General features: G+C 46.0%; 15 protein-coding genes. 8 read left to right on the top strand and 7 right to left on the bottom strand.

The annotated features are described in order from the left end of the window. Nucleotides 1-76: 76 nt before the first annotated feature. Nucleotides 77-466, top strand: a complete 390-nt coding sequence (locus tag AB4482_RS17100) for a DUF1294 domain-containing protein (protein ID WP_372181289.1) — start codon at nucleotides 77-79, stop codon at nucleotides 464-466. Between the two features lie 56 nt (nucleotides 467-522). On the opposite strand, the gene AB4482_RS17105 is transcribed toward AB4482_RS17100, so the two are convergent. Further along, nucleotides 523-1107, bottom strand: a complete 585-nt coding sequence (locus tag AB4482_RS17105; RefSeq protein WP_102541904.1) for a LysE family translocator — start codon at nucleotides 1105-1107, stop codon at nucleotides 523-525. Between the two features lie 141 nt (nucleotides 1108-1248). Between AB4482_RS17105 and AB4482_RS17110 the strand changes: the two genes are divergently transcribed. Next, nucleotides 1249-1689: an Lrp/AsnC family transcriptional regulator gene (locus AB4482_RS17110; RefSeq protein WP_009845852.1), complete on the top strand. Its 441-nt coding sequence runs from the start codon at nucleotides 1249-1251 to the stop codon at nucleotides 1687-1689. Between the two features lie 26 nt (nucleotides 1690-1715). Further along, nucleotides 1716-2645, top strand: coding sequence for a LysR family transcriptional regulator (locus AB4482_RS17115; RefSeq protein WP_004732134.1), 930 nt, complete (start codon nucleotides 1716-1718; stop codon nucleotides 2643-2645). 158 nt (nucleotides 2646-2803) lie between these two features. Here AB4482_RS17115 and AB4482_RS17120 read toward each other — a convergent pair whose 3' ends face one another. The 5 genes from AB4482_RS17120 to dsrO form a co-directional block, all read right to left on the bottom strand. Then, nucleotides 2804-3865 (bottom strand): c-type cytochrome, encoded by a 1062-nt coding sequence (locus AB4482_RS17120; protein WP_372181290.1) that lies wholly within the window; start codon nucleotides 3863-3865, stop codon nucleotides 2804-2806. 9 nt (nucleotides 3866-3874) lie between these two features. After that, entirely contained in the window at nucleotides 3875-4516 is a 642-nt protein-coding gene (locus AB4482_RS17125) for a cytochrome c (protein WP_372181292.1), read from the bottom strand. A gap of 525 nt (nucleotides 4517-5041) precedes the next feature. Further along, nucleotides 5042-8134 (bottom strand): tetrathionate reductase subunit A, encoded by a 3093-nt coding sequence (locus tag AB4482_RS17130; RefSeq protein WP_372181294.1) that lies wholly within the window; start codon nucleotides 8132-8134, stop codon nucleotides 5042-5044. Nucleotides 8135-8148: 14 nt separating this feature from the next. Further along, nucleotides 8149-9279 (bottom strand): NrfD/PsrC family molybdoenzyme membrane anchor subunit, encoded by a 1131-nt coding sequence (gene nrfD / locus AB4482_RS17135; RefSeq protein ID WP_372181295.1) that lies wholly within the window; start codon nucleotides 9277-9279, stop codon nucleotides 8149-8151. After that, nucleotides 9276-10082, bottom strand: coding sequence for a sulfate reduction electron transfer complex DsrMKJOP subunit DsrO (dsrO, locus tag AB4482_RS17140; RefSeq protein WP_372181296.1), 807 nt, complete (start codon nucleotides 10080-10082; stop codon nucleotides 9276-9278). The genes nrfD and dsrO overlap by 4 nt, the downstream gene beginning before the upstream one ends. Before the next feature lie 221 nt (nucleotides 10083-10303). Between dsrO and AB4482_RS17145 the strand changes: the two genes are divergently transcribed. The 3 genes from AB4482_RS17145 to AB4482_RS17155 all read left to right on the top strand — a co-directional run bounded on the left by AB4482_RS17145 (nucleotide 10304) and on the right by AB4482_RS17155 (nucleotide 14316). Continuing rightward, nucleotides 10304-12175, top strand: a complete 1872-nt coding sequence (locus tag AB4482_RS17145; protein WP_372181297.1) for a PhnD/SsuA/transferrin family substrate-binding protein — start codon at nucleotides 10304-10306, stop codon at nucleotides 12173-12175. A gap of 11 nt (nucleotides 12176-12186) precedes the next feature. After that, nucleotides 12187-12789: a response regulator transcription factor gene (locus tag AB4482_RS17150; RefSeq protein ID WP_372181299.1), complete on the top strand. Its 603-nt coding sequence runs from the start codon at nucleotides 12187-12189 to the stop codon at nucleotides 12787-12789. Between the two features lie 306 nt (nucleotides 12790-13095). Next, nucleotides 13096-14316, top strand: coding sequence for a tetratricopeptide repeat protein (locus tag AB4482_RS17155; RefSeq protein WP_372181300.1), 1221 nt, complete (start codon nucleotides 13096-13098; stop codon nucleotides 14314-14316). 214 nt (nucleotides 14317-14530) lie between these two features. Here the strand turns inward: AB4482_RS17155 and sstT are convergent, their stop codons facing one another. Next, entirely contained in the window at nucleotides 14531-15745 is a 1215-nt protein-coding gene (gene sstT / locus AB4482_RS17160; RefSeq protein ID WP_004732110.1) for a serine/threonine transporter SstT, read from the bottom strand. Between the two features lie 636 nt (nucleotides 15746-16381). On the opposite strand from sstT, the gene AB4482_RS17165 reads away from it, so the two are divergent. Together AB4482_RS17165 and AB4482_RS17170 are read left to right on the top strand one after the other, a co-directional pair. After that, nucleotides 16382-16702, top strand: a complete 321-nt coding sequence (locus tag AB4482_RS17165; protein WP_017072398.1) for a hypothetical protein — start codon at nucleotides 16382-16384, stop codon at nucleotides 16700-16702. Beyond that, complete coding sequence (locus AB4482_RS17170) at nucleotides 16703-17926, top strand: HlyD family secretion protein (RefSeq protein WP_017081815.1); 1224 nt, start codon at nucleotides 16703-16705, stop codon at nucleotides 17924-17926. Nucleotides 17927-18081 lie beyond the last annotated feature (155 nt).

Consider the following 18081-nt stretch of genomic DNA (forward strand, 5'->3'; position numbering starts at 1 on the left):
ATATGCCTTACTCATCCTTATCAAAATCTACAGGGCGTAATTGCTACAGTATGTGAGCTGTTGCTCAAAAGGAGTCATGTTGTCTTCATCTATTCAAATCGTTATCACTTATTTGGTTCTGGTGGCGGTGTCTGTGTTGTTTGCGGAAAGTTCTAAAGCGCTGTTGGTGTGGTATTTGGTTATCGGTTTCGTGACGTTTTTTGTGTACGCGAAGGACAAGCGAGCAGCGATCAATGGCAATTGGCGTGTGCCAGAGAAAACCCTGCATACTTTTTCTGTTGCTGGTGGCTGGTTAGGGGCGTTGATAGCTCAAGATAAGCTGCGTCATAAAACGCAGAAGCAGCCGTTCAGATCCATCTATTGGCTGACAGTGGTAATTAATGTAGCGGCGTTTGCGTGGACGTTAACCCCAAGCGGGCATGCAATTTTTGGTCGTTGGCTTAGCGAGATTATTGGATATCTTTAACGAGAATGATGGCTAGTAGTCGTGCACTAACCATCACAATATAGGACGTTATTTGATTAGAGCATCGGAATTGTCGACGCGAGCAGCAAGCCGGCCATACCATAGTTGAAGCTTTTGATGCGTACTGGTGTTGTTAGCCAGTGTTGCAGCTGTTTACCTGCCGCTGTCCAGAATGTCACGGATGGTAAGTTGGCGAGCGTGAAGATACCTGCGATGATTGCAAGCTCCCACCATGAACTGCCACTGCTATAAACTGAAATCGCCGTCAGAGCCATCGACCAACCTTTAGGGTTCACCCACTGAAAACTGGCAGCGCCGATGAAGGTCATTGGTTTAAAAGCCTCGGTACTTTTCGCTTTGCCGCTCAATGCTATCTTAATCGCAAGGTACACGAGGTAAGCAAGACTCAGGTATTTCAAGATTTGGTGAGAGACCGGATAGGCGTTAAAAATTCCCATTAAGCCGAAGCCAACCAGTAGCAACATGGCTGCAAACCCCAGAGCAATGCCCAGCATGTGCGGAATAGTACGGGCAAAGCCAACATTTGCTCCTGATGTCATGAGCATGATGTTATTTGGACCTGGTGTGAAGGTCGAGACAAACGCAAACAAGGCAAGTGCGCTAAGTTGTTCTAAAGGCATTGTGATTCTCCAGCAGTAAAATGAACGAAGTGACTGACCGGTCATGACTTTCACGTGTTGAGAAACATAGTAGGTGGAAAGTGAGGCAATTATGTGCTTTTATTTCTTCTATTATCACTAAATGCACAATAATAAGTACTTATGGATAGATTTGACGAAAGGATATTGCAAGAGCTTAAATTGGACGGCAGAATCTCCAATATTGAGCTTTCAGAACGGATTGGTTTGTCGGCTTCAGCGACCTTAAGGCGCGTACAAGATCTCGAGCGTAAAGGGATCATTCAAGGTTACCGTGCGGTTCTGGATAATGGCCTGATGGGCGTTGGTTTTATTGCTTACGTTTCGATTGGCTTGTCGAGCCATAGCAAAGCGGCTCAGCTAGAGTTTGAACAGCACGTCAGTATGGAAAAAGAGGTGGTGGAGTGCCACAACATTACTGGTGCCAATGAGTACTTGCTAAGGGTAGAAACCAAAGATCTACCGGGCTATAAGAAGTTTCATGCCGATGTGCTTGGGGAATGTGCTCAGGTTCAATCCATTACGACCATGGTTGTGATGGATACACCCAAAGATGAACGTTAGTCGAGTTTTATTTCAGGAGAGGCGCAGTGCCAAATACGAATCAGCTGTTATTGTTCTTAGATGTGGTTCAACAAGGGTCGTTTACCAAAGCGGCAACCTTGCATGATATGGACAACTCATCACTCTCTAAACAGATAAAAAAACTCGAGCAAGATTTAGGTGTTCAGTTGCTCAACCGTTCTACGCGTTCGTTCTCGTTGACGTCGGCAGGGGAAGATATTCTCGCGCAAACCTATGTGCTGAAAGATACTATCAATCAGATCCAAGGCATTGCTGATTCATACCAATCAGAACCCAAAGGCGTGCTGCGAATTACTTCACCGATCTATTTTGGTCAGCAATACTTGCAACCTATCATCACTCAGTTCATGAGAAAGTACCCTGATGTTCAGATTGTACTTTCATTAGACGATAAGATCGCCAACATCATTGCTGGGCAGTTTGATATCGCGTTTCGCTTCAGTAAGCTTGTTGAATCGAACTTGATTGCCAAGAAGATTGCTGACAGTAACTTTATGTTGGTCGCCTCGAACGACTTTGTGAAGCAGCATGGTGAGCCGAAGACGCCACAAGATTTGCTCGCGTTACCCGCTGTAATTTATACCAATGGCGATATGACGGTCGATCATCTGCGTATCAGTGAAGAGCCGCATGGCAACACTTTCCAAAGCCTAACGATTCGTGGCAACTATAAGGTCAGTGATGTTCGTACCATGGTGTCTTGTGTGAAAGATGGTCTAGGTTATGGCTTCCTTGATCAATCAAACCTGTATGCCTCAATGAAAGAACTCGGCTTGGTCACTTTACTGCCGGATTATCCGATCTCTACGATTGATACCGCAATCTACGCTGTGTATCCGCACCGTAAGCAGACCAAACTGGTCAAAGAGTTCATTACTACGGTTCAAGACTATATTGGCTCTCCTACCATTTGGGAGAAAATGCAGCAAGGTTAGTTGTCTTTCTAAAAGTTTAAACACAAAAAAGGAGCTAGATCGTCACACGATCTGGCTCCTTTTTATTCTTTCGGCGAATACTGATTTACAATGTAAAGCTTAGCTATAGCTGGTGTGAACGGCTCTTTTTCTCGAAAAGAGTCCCTCTTTAAGTGAAGCTAGTGATTGTGAATCGCTTCTTTGCCACTTGGGTACGCTTTGGAACCCATCACATCACCGTCGACTTCTTTACCATAGTAACCTTGGTGGTTGTGGTAACGCTTAGCATTGCCCGCAACATCACCCTTGTATCGTGGATCTTGTGGGCGTTCATGACTGTTCACAAAAGCGGCCACATCCCATGCATCCTGAATTGAAAGCTGTTGGCTCTTTCCAAGCGGCATGTTTTCATAGATGAAATAGGCAGCGGTGTTCACCCGGTGCATACCCGCGCCCCAGTTATACGCGTTTTCGCCCCACAATGGTGGAAAGTATGAACGTCCGTCAGCCCCTTTAATACCTTCACCATTTTGACCATGACAGGTTTGGCAGTTGGTTTGGTAAACCTTTTCACCACGCGCTATCGATGGCTCTTGTTCAGGATTATCAATCTTAGGATAGCCACGCCCTGCCAACTTACTGCGGCCATCGATTGGGTATTTGCTTAACAGCTCTTCAGGGAGAGGGAAGCTTTCCGCTTTACCACCGACTTGTAAGTCGGCATCGCTAATCTCAGGAACGGGTGTATCTTGCATGCCGTTCTTGTCTAAGATGCCACCCATCGCCAACCAGTATGAGTAGGCCGTAAGTGCGACCATCTCTTTTGAGCCTACTGCTGGTGGTAAGCCATTCATTGAATAGGTAAAACAACCTTGGATACGTTCCGCGTAGCTGTTCACCTTGTCGTTTTTCTTACGGTAAGCCGGGTAAGCCATGTACGCTCCCCAAAGAGGTGCAGCATTTGCCTTCATGCCCGCTTGCATGTGGCAGTTTACACAGTTTTGTTCATTGCCTACGAACGTCCCACGCATCTGCTGAGAATCGACAAACAGCGAGTAGCCCTGTTTGACTTTGTCACCAAATTCCCCGGCAGGGATATCAACCAAGCCTCGTGGCACCAGATATTTGTTATCTTGAGGTTTCTCAACTGCTGGCAGTTCGGTTTGACGATCAGGCAACTCTGCTTCGGCATAAGCGATTCCAGAGGCAAGGGTTGCGGTAATTAAAAGTAATGTTTTCATACGAGCCCTTTAGTATCGGAAAGATGCGAAGTAGTAAGACAGGTTTTTGATTTCATCGTCAGTTAACTTACCGGCGATGTTGCCCATCATGTTCAAATCATCACCCTTACGAGTGCCGTTTTTCCAAGCATTGAGCTGAGTTTGAATGTAGTCGGCGTGCTGGCTCGCTAGGCGTGGGAATTTGTCTACGCCCATACCACTTGGGCCGTGGCAGGTTGCACAAGCAGGAATGTTTCTGTCCCAATCGCCTTGGAATACAAGCTTACGGTAGGGGTTATCAATATCAGCTTGTGAGCCGCGTTGTTCTAAATCGCTGAATTCGTATGAAGGTAGTGATGCAAAGTATTCTGCGACCTCACGACGAACAGCGGGATCAGATACACCGTCAGCCATTCCCTTCATGATCGCGCTTTGACGCTCACCACTTGAGAACAGAACCAGTTGATGTTCAAGGTAGTCAGCATTGAGCCCTGCTAGCATAGGGGCAATGTTGGGCATGCCTTTACCGTCAGCTTGGTGGCAGCCACTACAGGTTTCTGCAGCTTCTGGCATTGGATTAGGCGCTGCTTGTGCAAAACCAGATAAAGAAAGGCTTCCCAGAGCTGCGATACAAAGCGTTAATGTTTGAGTTTTAATTTTCAGCTTAGTCATGAGGCGTCGCTATTGGTTGTAGTGCACGCATTTTCGACATAATTGATTGTTCGCGCTATTGTGGATTTCCACATTAATTCACTTTGAATTTGAGGGAGGTCTCACATTAATAACCTCACCACCATAATGGTATTGATGTGAATTCCGTTAGGCCAATCTAATCGCTGTTTACGAAATGCAAGGGAACTGCCATGTTCGCCTCGGTGTAACTGCTTGTTAAGGCTCTTTTATGGCACCGATTGTATAAGCATAGCTGCTTTATAGAGGCGGGCTTAAAAAGTTGTGGTGAAATGAAGATTACCTAATGGCTTTGGGTTGATTACTCTATCTAGAGCGGATGCTTTATCTAGATTGGGTACTTTATGTAGATTGGACGTTTATCCAAATAGCCTGCTTTTCTAGATCAAGGGGACGAAAAAGCAGAGCAACCTCGAATGACGAAGTTGCCCTGTTGTGTTCTCATCTGCAAATCAGATAAGGAAGTGTTTTGAATGAGTGATTAAGTTATAGCTTGCTGAGTTTAAGCTAGACCTTGTAGATCTTAGCCGGAAGCGCTTGCCTTGCTGCTGCCCCCACAACCCAATCCAACATGACGCCTTTGCCTTCTCTCGTCGGGTCGATCAAGCCTATATCATTAATGTTAACGCCATCGTTCGACTTCATCTTCACCGGTTGTTGTGTATTACCGATCCAGTGCGCACGCTCACCGAGTTCTTTATGACCAAAGCCGTGTTCAAAGCCTAATGTGCCCGGTTTGATGCCATCAATCACCATCGCCAACGCATGTGTGGTTGAGCTCGGTGTTTCAATAGCAAACACGTCACCGGTTTTGATACCCACAGAAGAGGCGTCTTGCGGGTGGATGTAAACAGGGTTTACTCCTTTAATCGATTCCAAGCGTGGTGACAAATTAGAGACCGCACTGTGAATGTTGGATTTAAAGTTGGTCAGAGTAAATGGCCAATCTTTGGTCGGGAACTGCTCTGCTAAAGGTGTGCCGTCTGCCAGCTTCTGTGGATACCATGTCGGGCAACCCATGTACTGTTCGCCAGTGATGGTGTTGCGAGAGGTCCCCAGCTTTTCATTCCAGATAGCCAAAGGTTTGGTCCATTTGTATTTCATGGTTTCATTGGTGTAGGCATTGGTGGCGTCTTCAAAACGACCGCCACGCGCAAAGATATACGCCACTTTGAGCATCTCTTCTGGCTTAAGCGTTTTGTTCATCACAGGCACTAGGCGCTCTAGACCAGACCAAACGATATCTTCGGCATCGACATTAGGCACTCCGCCTTTAACGAACGCTAGATTAGCCGCAGAGCGTAGGTAGAAATCTTCCGCACTATGGATGCCGTGCCAGTTACCTTGGCTGTCTTTAATTACGTTATCGCCAAAGCCACCTAAGCCAAGTGTTTTCGCGACATCAATAAAGAAGTTCTCTAGGTTGATGGCACGTCCGTCTTGAGTGCGTGAGGTTTTAGGCTCAACTATCGGCCAACGAGCAGTAATCGCCTTAGTCGCAACGCCATGCCACGGTGTTGCCATGCCCCAGCTCTCGTAGGTTACTGTGTCTGGCACAAGGTAATCTGATAGTGCTGTTGTTTCATTGATGAAGGCATCGATAGAGACGATCAAACCCAGTTGCTTTGGATCTTTAAGCTTCTCGCCTAGTAAGTTATCTAAGCCTGGCACGCCATAAAGTGGATTCGCCATGTGGTTGATCCACGCTTTTGCGCGGTAAGGGTAGCCATCAATCGCAGCTGATAAATGCTCGGTTAAAAGCGGCGCTGAGATTGGGTACCACGGCGCGCGTGTCGGGTAAGGTGATTCATCTGCAGCAACGCGACGCTTGTATTCGCTGGTTTTGTGATAAGGGAACTTGCTGCGAGATAAGAACACACCTTGAGGCTTAGTCTTACCCTTGAACTTGGTAAAGTCGTAACGTGGACCTGCCACCGAAGTAGGGTAGCCGCCCGCTTTCGCCATCGCACCGCCTTTCGCGTTGATGTTACCAATCAGCGCGTTCAGCATCAGAATAGAGAACGAGTTGTAGAAGCCGTTGGTGTGCATGTTGCCACCGTGAGTATCCACGACTGCTTTCGTCCCATAGCTGGTAAAGCGTTTCGCTAGTGCAATAATTTGGTCTTGCGGGATTTCACACTGCTCACTGTAATAAGCAAGGTCGTATTTGAAGGCTTCTTCCTTCAATCTTTGTAGAGAAGACTTAACACGAACGGTTTGACCATCGATTTCTACGTCTTGATCGACGAACAGAGCCGCTTCATTCACCTGAATATGCGATGATAGTAGTGACGTTGTCACATCTAGTGCGATAAATCCATCATCGTCAGACATCGGTTCGCCTGTTTCTAGCAAACCGACATCCGATGCGCGAAGCATACGCCCGTTTTGTGGGTGTGCTTCGTCACTGATCACAAGGTGTGAAGCATTACACCAATGCGTGGTGCCTGCTTTTTGCATCGCTTGTGCGCTTGGACGAGACAAGAAGTCGTGATTGTAGCGTTGGTTCTCGATGATCCATTGGATCATGCCCAGTACTAATGCTGAATCGGTGCCCGGTTTGATCGGTAGCCAGTTGTTGCGATCGCCTGCTGCAAGGCTTGAAGATCCTGCAGGAAGACTTGGAGTCACTATGGTGTAGCTCAGTTTTCCGTTGGTACGAGCCTCAGCCAGTTGTCTTGCTTGGCGCTTAAACGGGTTACCCGCTTGAGCCGGAGACATACCGATGAAAAGAATGAACTCTGCGTTGTTGAAGTCAGGCTTTAAGTGCGAGAACTTGTCTAGATCATTCATGATCGCACCTGAACCTGCGCGGAACGCGTAGCCACAGTAAGAACCGTGGTGACCAAAGTTGCGTGTGCCGTAGCTGTTAAATGCAAAGCGCTTCAAGATGTCGTCACGGCCTTCATTACCGGCATTAGTCACCAACAATTGGTTGGCTTTAGGACCGTATTCAGGGTTGTTTGGATCAAGTGGTGTTTCGATGTCGCGAATCGATCGTAAGCCTTCCACTTCGCCTTCACCGAACAAGTCACCACCTTCGGTGATCTCAGTGATTAGTTGCTCGTAGCTGATCGGTTCCCACTTGCCTTCACCACGTTTACCGACACGTTTGAGCGGTTGAGTGATTCGGTATGGGCTGTTTTGAATCTCCAACATGCCGTTACCACGGGCACAGGCTGTCGAGCGGTTATTGATGCCTGACTCACCAGACAAGCCAATGTAGGCGTCTTTTACCGGTGTTTTGAACGGGATCTGCTGATCACTTGATAGTGGGTGATACGGATTACCTGAGATGCGCAAGATCTCGTCATTGCGATTATCGATACGTACACGCAAGCCACACAGTGTCCAGCAACCAAAACACATTGATGGTGCAACGCGTTGGTTTGGATTCGACGAGATCTTACCTTGCTCATCGACACTGTATTCCGTCTCTAGCGAATTACCGTGATGGATGTGGTTGGTTTTCTTACCCGCGGTGCCATCGATAGCACCGTGAACCATGTGTTTTGTGGTTGTCGCATAACCTGCAGCAAAAGCTCCAGCACCACCGGCAGCAAGGCCTGTTTTCAAAAATTGACGACGTTTGTTATCCATGATGATTCCTCAGACTACAAGCTATGTGAGCGGTTAAGTGGTGAAGGTGTATTTTGGTTTGGCTTCGATGTTGTCTTTGGTGCAGAACCAGTAGACACGATCTCAGAGGCGAACAACGCAAGTGCTAACCAAAGACCACACATACCAACAATGCCGAGTAATCCTGCGCTACCCATCGGCAGTTCATAAGGGAATGGGCCAACATCGAAACGTGGAATGGTTTGAACTTCCATCATGGTGACCCAACGTACCGCCCATGCAGAAACTATGGTCGCAAGCGCAACACAGATAATTCCTAGCTTACTTTGCGATAGGCGTTGCAGTGGTAGAACCAAGATCATGCACAGCAAAATGCTGGTGGTCATGATGCCTAAATTGATGCCCCAAGCGTCATTCTCATACAGGCTGAAGTGACCATGGTTAGATGCCCAAATCGACGTGAGAATGATGGCAAGGCCGCCCGTTAAGGTAATGGTTCTTTGTACGAGAGCGAGGTCTGTTGGTTTTAAGCTTGGCTTGCTTGAAGGCAGAAGAGCCCAAATCAACAGCGTTAAACCCGTTGCAGCAAAGAATGCGGTAGTGAACCAAAGTAGTGGAGAAGCCGGTTGATGCCAAAGCGGTCGGCTCGCCAAAATCGCAATCTCTGCGCCTGTATAAAGCGCGATGCTTAGGCCCGAAATAGCCGTCACAGCAGCGAGTGCAATCATCAGCTTTGATGATATTTGCCATTTACCTAGCGTCAGCCAAGACAAACGTTTTAGAAATGGGTTTTCACTTTGTTTAAGCTGTGCGATGTCGTCACGCAGGTAAACCCAAGCCGTCGTGACAGCCAGACCAGAAAATAAAGGTAGAAACAAAGAGCCCAATGACATCCATGACCAAGGCGTAATATGAGCATAGAAGTGCCACGCACGTCCGGGTTGGTGCAAGTCACCGGTTAATGCTAATGGTCCAACAATCGCGCCAATGGCCATCACAAGCACAAGGGCAGAACGGAATTGGTGACTGGTTGAGTTTTTAAAGATCAGTGCAATCAAGAACAAAATAGCGGCCGCGTAGGCTGAACCAATATAGAAGAAATATTGAACCGCCCACGGTAGCCAAGCAATCTCTTGAGCGGGAACTAACACCTCGGTGATATTCATGCTGTCTCTCCTTGTTTGCTAGAAGATGAGTTATCAATGGCGGCAGGATCATAAATCGCAGGTTGGCCTTCAATGTGACTAACGAACCGCTCGTTCATGCCGATATAGAAAACATGTGGGTTGGTATTCTGTTCTGGTTTAAGCACCTTGATGTCGTCTTGGTTTTCATTGAGCAGACGGTTGATCTCGCTGTTTGGATCTTTAAGGTCGCCAATGACACGCGCGCCACCGACACAGGTTTCTACACAAGCAGGCAGTAAGCCGTCTTCAAGGCGGTGTGCACAGAAGGTGCATTTGTCTGCGGTAAGGGTGTCGTTATTAATGAAACGAGCATCGTAAGGACAAGCTTGAACACAGTAAGCACAGGCTACGCAGCGTTCGTTGTCGACCATGACAATACCGTCTTCGCGTTGGAAGGTCGCTTGAACTGGACAAACCTTGATGCAGGGAGCGTTGTCACAGTGATTACAGAGACGAGGTAACATGAAAGATTTCACGTCTTGTTGAGCAGTCGAACCATCATCAAGGGAGACTTCATACTGTTTTACGGTGGTTCTGAATTGGCCAATTGGTGCTTGGTTTTCAACGCTGCAGCCAACAGTGCATGCCTGACAGCCAACGCACTTACGCAAATCAATCGCCATGGCGTAGCGTTTACCTACTTCGCCCTTGCGGTCAGGCTGGTTGTTATTGCGAATGGCTGTGCTGGCGACTGCGGTGTTGATTCCGGTAATGGGAATGAGCGCAGCGCCGGCGGAAACTTTACCGAATTGGCTGAGAAACCGTCTTTTCAATGAGTCCATAGAGGTACCTATAAATGGGTATTCGATCTGTTAGGCTCATTGTCAGTTTTTGACCGTTCACGAGGTATTGTGGATTTCCACATACCCAGATCAAAGTTGATCTAGAACAAATGTGGTTTTACCAATCTAGCTGTTATGCTTTGTTTAAAGGCTCTATTTAACGTGTCGTCAATGCGTTATTCGAGTGTGAACATGCCATCAGTGTGGAGAAAGAGATTTTAGTGACAGTCCGAAACCTAATATCAATCGTTAGCCTTTGTTGGTTGAGTCTAACTGCAGGAATCTGTTTAGCCGCTCAAGCGGAGCAAGAGATTACAACATCAAACACTGTTGAGTCGGAACAGGTGATTGAGGTCGGTGTGCTGGCTATTCGAGGCAAGCTTTCCGCGCAGCAGCGTTGGCAGCCGACGATGGATTGGTTGTCGGAGCGCATTCCCGGCAAACACTTTGTTCTCAAGCCTTTCAACTTGGAAGAGATGGCCGAAGCGGTAAAAGATGTCACTGTTGATTTTGTTATCACCAACCCCGGTCAGGCGGTTCGATTAGGACGTCAATACGCGCTCTCTTGGATGGCGACCATGACCAGTCACAATTACGACGATCAAGGTGTGAGCAGCACGCGCAGTATCGGTTCTGCATTAGTGGTCAGAAGAATGTCACCGTATATCTCGTTTGAGCAACTTAGTGGAAAGCCGATTGCGGCAGTATCTGAAAATGCTTTTGGTGGTTACCTCACTATGCGTTACCAAGTGATGCAACAAGGGCTTAATCCCAACCACTTTTTCTCTAACACCCAATTTTTAGGTTTCCCGATCGACGCCAGCTTGTATCAACTACGTGAAGGGCACATTGAAGCGGCTGTCGTACCAAGCTGTTTAGTTGAGAACATGATCAGTGAAGGTTTGCTGGTGGCGGGGCAATATCGAATTATCGAGAATCAAGCGCCAGAAGGATTCCGATGCCAAGTGTCTACGCCGTTGTACCCCAACTGGTCGTTCGCCAAAACAGAGCGGGCTTCTTCGGCACTGGCCAAACAGATGAGTCAGGTATTATTTGCGATGCCTAAGAGCAGCGCACCGGCCATTGCAGCGAATGCATCGGGTTGGACGTCACCGACAAGCTTGCTGGCGATCGACAAGCTATATCAACAACTCGACATGCATCCACTGCAACAACCTTGGTGGAAAGAAGCGTTAATCTGGCTCAAGTACAATCAACAGTGGGCATGGGCGTTCTTTATTCTTGTCGTGTCTCTGAATGCTTACCACTTCTGGCTAGAATACAAATTCAGTCGCAGCAAAAAGCAACTAGAAGCGACGCTTTATAAGCTGAAAAGTAAGAGTGAACAGCTAGAGCACTCACAACGAATCGCGGTAGTTGGTGAACTGGGAAGTAGCTTGGCACACGAGATTAATCAGCCTTTGGCAGCTATTCGGAATTATAGCGAAGGTGGTTTACTGCGGATTTCGAAGAACAAACCGCTGACTGACATAGAGCCTGTATTTGAGAAGATCCAGTCGCAAGTGGACCGTGCTGATGCGATCATCCAGCGCTTAAGAAACATGATCAAAAAACGCTCATCAGATAAATCTCAAACTGATATAGAAGCTCTTCTTACAGATACCATCGAGCTACTGCAATTTCGATTACAGAAACACAAGATAACCATTGAACGTTATGTCGTGGGTAAACCTATCACGCTACATGTTGACCCCGTCGGATTGCAGCAGGTGGTTGTAAATTTGATCAACAATGCGACTGATGCGTGTAATGCTCAGATGCATCGCGAACAAAGCGCTACGTCTGATATTGGTAACAAAAACAACGAACCATCGACAATTAAAGTGATTACCGAGTATCAACCGGATAAAATAATGTTGTCGATTATCGATAACGGCACCGGTTTAGATTTCACTGAACAAGAAGTGACTCAAGCCTTTGTGAGCAGCAAAGAAAATGGCTTGGGGCTTGGGCTCGCGATTTGCCAAGATGTTATTGAAGATCACAGTGGTCAAATGACGATCACGTCACTCACCCCACATGGATGTCATGTTGCGGTGACATTGCCTTTCTCTCTTTCAAACGATTCATAAGGAATCTTGTTATGTCTGAATTTCATCAAAGGCTTCCGGTCTATGTGGTTGATGACGATGAATGGATGCGCGACTCGTTGGTGTTCCTATTAGAAGAGCATGATTTCACTGTGTCAGCTTTTAAAGATGGCCCCAGTTTTTTGGACTCGGTGGATTTGAGTGCACCGGGTTGTGTGGTTTTAGACAGCCGCATGCCAGAGATGAGAGGGCAGCAAGTTCATGAGTTGATGGTGAAAGCGCAGAGCCCACTGTCGGTGATTTACCTGACGGGGCATGGTGATGTGCCAATGGCGGTTGAAGCCTTACAAGCCGGCGCGGTGAATTTCTTCCAAAAGCCAGTTAAAGGCAATGAGTTAGCTGAGGCGATCAAGCAAGGTTTGGACGCTTCAGAAAAGCACTTACACATGAATGTGTATCGCCAAGCGTACGCGTCGTTAACCGAGCGTGAGATAGACATCCTCAAACAAATTATCGACGGTAAGCGTAACCAGAAAATAGCCGATGAATTGTGCATTGCAATGAGAACCGTGGAAGTACACCGAGCGAGTTTGATGAAGAAGTTTTCTGCGAAAACGGTCGCGGAACTGGCTTACATTTACGGGCAATTGACTTAACTATCACTGTGCGAAATTCCTGATGGAAACCAATCAATTTTGTCACCGACATTTAGGTTTTTTCTGATGAAAGATGATCTTCATTTAACATCTATATTGAAGCAAGATCACATCATTTATGGAGTGCATACGGATAGGTCTAAGTAGACTTTTTATCGTTATGTATTCCTGAGATACTGAACTGAGTTCATTTTAGGGCGGAACGTTTTAATAACGGCGCTTTTCCCTGTAATTCGAAACATTCACTATAGGTTGATAACTCCTCGACACCGAGGCTGGTATCAACCGAGTTAGGTTAAATATTTTATGAGTACAATGGGAATCGCAATTGGTGCGACCGCTCTTTCGTTAATACTTGTCGCCGTGTGGCTGATCTCTTTATCGCTAAGAAAGCAGCGCTTGGAGCAAGAACGTAAGGCTCGTGCTGTCGCTTATCGAAAAGCGATTGAAAAAGCGCGCATACAAGAGCAAAAAGAGCGTCACTTCAAAGCCGAAACTGGGCATGTTCCGTCGATTCTATATTTAGCGAAAGAGGCTGAACGTAACAATATCAAGGAAGCGTTATATTGGTACGATAAAGCGGCGCATTTGGATAACGTCAACGGCATGTACGGCATTGTTCGCTTAAGTATGAAGCGCAAAGAAGATCTGATCTTGAGAGAACAAGCCAACTTTTGGCAGCTTGCGATCTCTGCCTTAGATAACGATATGTCGGCGAAATTTGAGATGGGTAAAGCCCTGGTTCATGGACGTGGGACCGTGAAGAACATCCCCAAAGGCTACACCTATATTGAAGAGTCTGCCGCTGGTGGTAATACCGAAGCGATGCTATTCATGGGTGACTGGTGCCTAGACAAAGAAAATCCAGACTACTCTGCAGAAAGCTCTGTTGATTGGTATCGCAAAGCGGCAGAGAAAAACAACCTAGACGGCAAGATCAAACTGGGTATGAGTTATTTGAACGGTGTTGGTGTTGAACCGAATCACGGCGAAGCGGTGTACTGGTTTGAAACTGCCGCAGAAAAGAACAGTGCAGAAGCCATGTTTAGAGCTGGCGAAGCTTGGATTGACCATGGTGAACACGGCAACGCGATTGCTTATATCTGGCTATTTTTGTCTGCTCATTTTGGCTACTCAGAAGCGAAGCATTTGCGGGATAAAGTTGGTGGTGAACTGGGTGTCGATGCCGTCGTGGGCTTACAAGCTCTGATTAAGCCGATCATGACTAAGTTGACTCAAGAAGCGATCACTAAGCATTCAATCATTAAAGCGCTCAATAAGCTCTACAAGCGCAATATACCGATCCCTAAGAAAGTGAAAGAAGCGTCTGATGAAGAAGGTGAGGCATTAAAAGTAGATGCGAGCCATCTAGATACTCAAACGGCGAGTGCTCAAGATACGAATGTTGATTACAGCCAACAACCTAATTCCGAGCAAGCATCAACAGAGAGACAAGCGACCCCAAATAGTGACCCTCTAGACTTCAGTCAGGCAGCCGTGGATCCAAGCTGGAAAAGCAACCACTAAAACGTGTTGGTTAGCTTTGATGAGTTAGACAAAAATGACTGAAGCTATAAATCTATAAATCTATAAATCTATAAATCTATATAGCTTCTAACCGTAATCTAGAAAACCAAGACAACAAAAAAGGGAAGCGAATGCTTCCCTTTTTATTTGTGTGCTATTTGCTTTTAGAGCTTAGAGCTTAGAGCTTAGAGCTAAAGCCTAATACCAAGAGCTGTTAAGCTTTGTTTTGCTCAGCTTTACATACAGCCGCAGTGAACACTACGTCAGTTGAGCTGTTAAGCGCTGTTTCAGCAGAATCTTGAATCACACCAATGATGAAACCAACCGCTACAACCTGCATCGCTACATCGTTTGAGATACCGAATAGGCCACAAGCTAGAGGAATCAGTAGCAGTGAACCACCGGCAACGCCTGATGCGCCACATGCTGAAATTGCAGCAACAAGGCTTAGTAGAATCGCAGTGAAGATATCAATCTCAATACCCATTGTGTGTACAGCTGCAAGCGTTAACACAGTGATGGTGATTGCAGCACCCGCCATGTTGATGGTTGCGCCTAGAGGGATTGATACAGAGTAAGTGTCTTCATCTAGCTCTAGCTTCTTACAAAGGTTCATGTTCACTGGGATGTTTGCAGCGCTTGAACGAGTGAAGAATGCCGTTACACCAGACTCACGAATACATTGCAGTACAAGTGGGTATGGGTTCTGTTTTGTCTTTACAAAGACAAGCAGTGGGTTAACGACAAGAGCAATGATCAGCATTGAGCTTAGTAGAACCGCTAGCAGTTGACCGTAGCTTGCTAGTGCATCGAAGCCCGTTGTTGCGAATGTCGTCGAAACAAGGCCGAAGATACCGAATGGCGCAAGACGAATAATGAAGCGAACAATGTGTGAAACACTGTGGCTAAGGTCTTCGAAAACCGCTTTGGTTGTTGCAGATGCGTGGTGCAGTGCAAGACCAAGACCGATTGCCCAAGCAAGAATACCGATGTAGTTCGCGTTCATTAGTGCGCTAACTGGGTTATCTACAAGCTTGAATAGAAGCGTATGAAGAACTTCTGCAATACCTTGAGGAGGGTTAGCACCTTCAGCGCCAGCAACCAGTGTCAAAGTGGTTGGGAACATGAAGCTCAGTACTACAGCAGTCAGTGCTGCAGAGAACGTACCAATCAGGTAAAGCACAATGATTGGACGCATATGAGTATGCTGACCTTTCTTTTGGTTTGCGATAGAAGCTGCAACAAGAATGAATACTAAAATTGGGGCAACAGCTTTCAGAGCACCAACAAACAGACTACCTAATAGGCCTGCATCTTGAGCTGCTGAAGGAGAAACCATGGCGAGAACGACACCGAAAACAATACCAGCAAGGATCTGTAGAACGAGATTTCCACGAGCGATGCGGGCGAGCATGTTGTGATTTTGCATAAAATACCTGCAATTGTTAATTTATTATAGTGATGTATTTTTTTATAAAGTTGTACCAAATCCAACTATACACTAGTGGAATGGGCGGTCATATTAGCGGGATCTAAGAGGGTGTCTAGGAATAGTTTACTTTTAGGGTGATTGTTTGCGCTGCGTGGTGTTTTTAGAGCTAAATGTTAAATTTTTGTGCTTTTGTTGAGGTATAAGTCTGCTGAATAATGTTCCATTGGCTTAATGTTCTAGTATTTATGGTGTGTAAACCATTACTGATAAAAACATTGTGTTCGGAAATAGCTGCCTAAACTTGTATAGGTAAAAAAGCCACTTCAACAGACATCATAGACATCACCTACTTTGCTTAATCTACGTTGGTGCATGACTTGCCATGTTTTGTCGTTATCTAATCTTTCTATCGGCATTCCCACCTACTTAAGCAGCGTTAGCTGTGAATCTCATCAGCTCTCCTTAATAGCGTCAGGCTACTGAACTTAATACCTTGCTACTTTGATATATCGCACACCTTATCTGGTGATTTATATCATCATGTTGTTTTATATGACGTAATTTATCTAAAATTGCCGTTGTAAGTGGGTGGCATATATCCTGTGTTGGTCTTAATTTACAAGAGTATGAGCAATGAGTTTAATCAGTATCCCTTATGTAGAGACCTCTGCAGATACCGTTTTACATATAGCAGCCGCTATCGTGCTGATCAGCACCATAGCGGCTGGCCTGTTCGGTTTTTGGAAGCTTCACGAGATCCCTATTCAAAAGGCTCATAAGACTGACCACCATCAGATAGGGTTGATTACCGCGCTCACTTGGATTGGCTTCATTTGGCACTGGGTGTGGGTGCTCGCCATTATCATTGCGTTTGTAGATTTTGAAAAAGCCATTATCCGACTGCGTGATTTATGGAATTCTCCGGCTCAAGTTAATCAATCAGAGGATGTCTAAATGTTAGAAGGTTTAGCGGTTTGGTGTTTGTTCATCTATTTATTAAGACTTGTTGGCATGCCTTGGAACACAGGGACTAAAGCATTCGCTTATCTAGGAGGGAGTGGTTGGTTGTTATTTGTGTGGGTAGGATTAATTAACTATACACCAATGGATTTGTCGGGAGGCTCTGTGGTGCAGTCTCCTCACATTCAGCTTCGCCCAACCTCAACCAATGTCTCGGGCAAGGTCGATCAGATTTATATCACCCCGAACCAACGCATTGAGAAAGGGCAGTTAATCTATGAGATTGAAAACGAGCCTTATCAAATTGCTTATGAACAAGCGAAGATTTCGCGCGACTCGGCAAACGTAGCGGTTAGCACTGCGGCTGAAGAAGTAAAAATCGCTGAATCCAGCTATCAGGCAGCGTTACATGATTTTGAAATGACACAAAGTGAGCTTTCAGCTGCTCAGTCAAATAGAGACTTACAGAAAAGAACGTTGAAGCGTTATCTTGAACAAAACCGAGTCGTGCGTAATACGATCACTGAAAGCATGATTGATAACCAGCAAACGGTCGCCGATTCTGCTGTGTACACTGTGGCCAAGCTTGAGTCACAGCTGAGCAAAAAGAAATCTGATGTAGAGAAAGCCAAGCTACAAATAACCAAAGCGGAACTCTCGGTTGAATCCCGTCAGTCAGACTTTAACGAAACAATTCAGAAGGTGAATAAAGCGAAATGGGATCTTGATAGCACCAAGATTTATGCACCCGCTGATGGCTTTGTGACTAACTTTATTCTTCGTGAAGGTCAGCTTGTTTCTAGAGTTCCACGATTGCAGATGTACACCAACGAGAAATACGTATTGATGAGAGTGAATCATCAAGCGATTAGAAATGTTAAACCGGGTCAATTGGCTGAATTTACAACGCCAGTTTATCCAGGGAAAGTATTCACGGCAGAGGTTGAAGGTATTATTGAAGCAACCGGCGAAGCGCAAAGTAACTTGCTTGGCTTTGACCAGAATGTTCGCTCTACGACAGGCAAGAACCTACAAAACAAACATCACTTTGTTAGGTTGAAAGTCTTTGAACCTGAAGGCTATAGCGTACCAGTCGGCTCGGTTGGTTTAGCTTGGATTAGCGGAGAAAAGCCAACAGAGCTTATGGCGTTTCTTGATGTAATACGTGGAATCATTTTACGTATGAAGTCGCAGCTCTACTACTTCTACTCTTTCTAGGTCTAGAACCAGAGTTAATTCGGTTATTTAATTCCGAATTATTCAAAATAAGATTATTAATGAAATTACGGGCCACAGTCGTGGTCTGTAATTTTAATATGTTTGCTATTCAGTGAATATTTAATCGAAAGTCTAAATTTAACTGGAATATATTT

Source organism: Vibrio sp. 10N.222.55.C7 (genome assembly GCF_041473335.1).
GTDB classification, from domain to species: domain Bacteria; phylum Pseudomonadota; class Gammaproteobacteria; order Enterobacterales; family Vibrionaceae; genus Vibrio; species Vibrio crassostreae_C.

Bases quoted from the DNA above. Each gene is read 5' to 3' on its own strand.
- sstT (WP_004732110.1), bottom strand. From the start codon at position 15,745: ATGCAAAATCACAACATGCTCGCCCGCATCGCTCGTGGAAATCTCGTT.
- AB4482_RS17165 (WP_017072398.1), top strand. From the start codon at position 16,382: ATGAGTTTAATCAGTATCCCTTATGTAGAGACCTCTGCAGATACCGTT.
- AB4482_RS17155 (WP_372181300.1), top strand. From the start codon at position 13,096: ATGAGTACAATGGGAATCGCAATTGGTGCGACCGCTCTTTCGTTAATA.
- AB4482_RS17125 (WP_372181292.1), bottom strand. From the start codon at position 4,516: ATGACTAAGCTGAAAATTAAAACTCAAACATTAACGCTTTGTATCGCA.
- AB4482_RS17120 (WP_372181290.1), bottom strand. From the start codon at position 3,865: ATGAAAACATTACTTTTAATTACCGCAACCCTTGCCTCTGGAATCGCT.
- AB4482_RS17105 (WP_102541904.1), bottom strand. From the start codon at position 1,107: ATGCCTTTAGAACAACTTAGCGCACTTGCCTTGTTTGCGTTTGTCTCG.
- AB4482_RS17130 (WP_372181294.1), bottom strand. From the start codon at position 8,134: ATGGATAACAAACGTCGTCAATTTTTGAAAACAGGCCTTGCTGCCGGT.
- AB4482_RS17100 (WP_372181289.1), top strand. From the start codon at position 77: ATGTTGTCTTCATCTATTCAAATCGTTATCACTTATTTGGTTCTGGTG.
- AB4482_RS17170 (WP_017081815.1), top strand. From the start codon at position 16,703: ATGTTAGAAGGTTTAGCGGTTTGGTGTTTGTTCATCTATTTATTAAGA.
- dsrO (WP_372181296.1), bottom strand. From the start codon at position 10,082: ATGGACTCATTGAAAAGACGGTTTCTCAGCCAATTCGGTAAAGTTTCC.
- AB4482_RS17110 (WP_009845852.1), top strand. From the start codon at position 1,249: ATGGATAGATTTGACGAAAGGATATTGCAAGAGCTTAAATTGGACGGC.
- AB4482_RS17150 (WP_372181299.1), top strand. From the start codon at position 12,187: ATGTCTGAATTTCATCAAAGGCTTCCGGTCTATGTGGTTGATGACGAT.
- nrfD (WP_372181295.1), bottom strand. From the start codon at position 9,279: ATGAATATCACCGAGGTGTTAGTTCCCGCTCAAGAGATTGCTTGGCTA.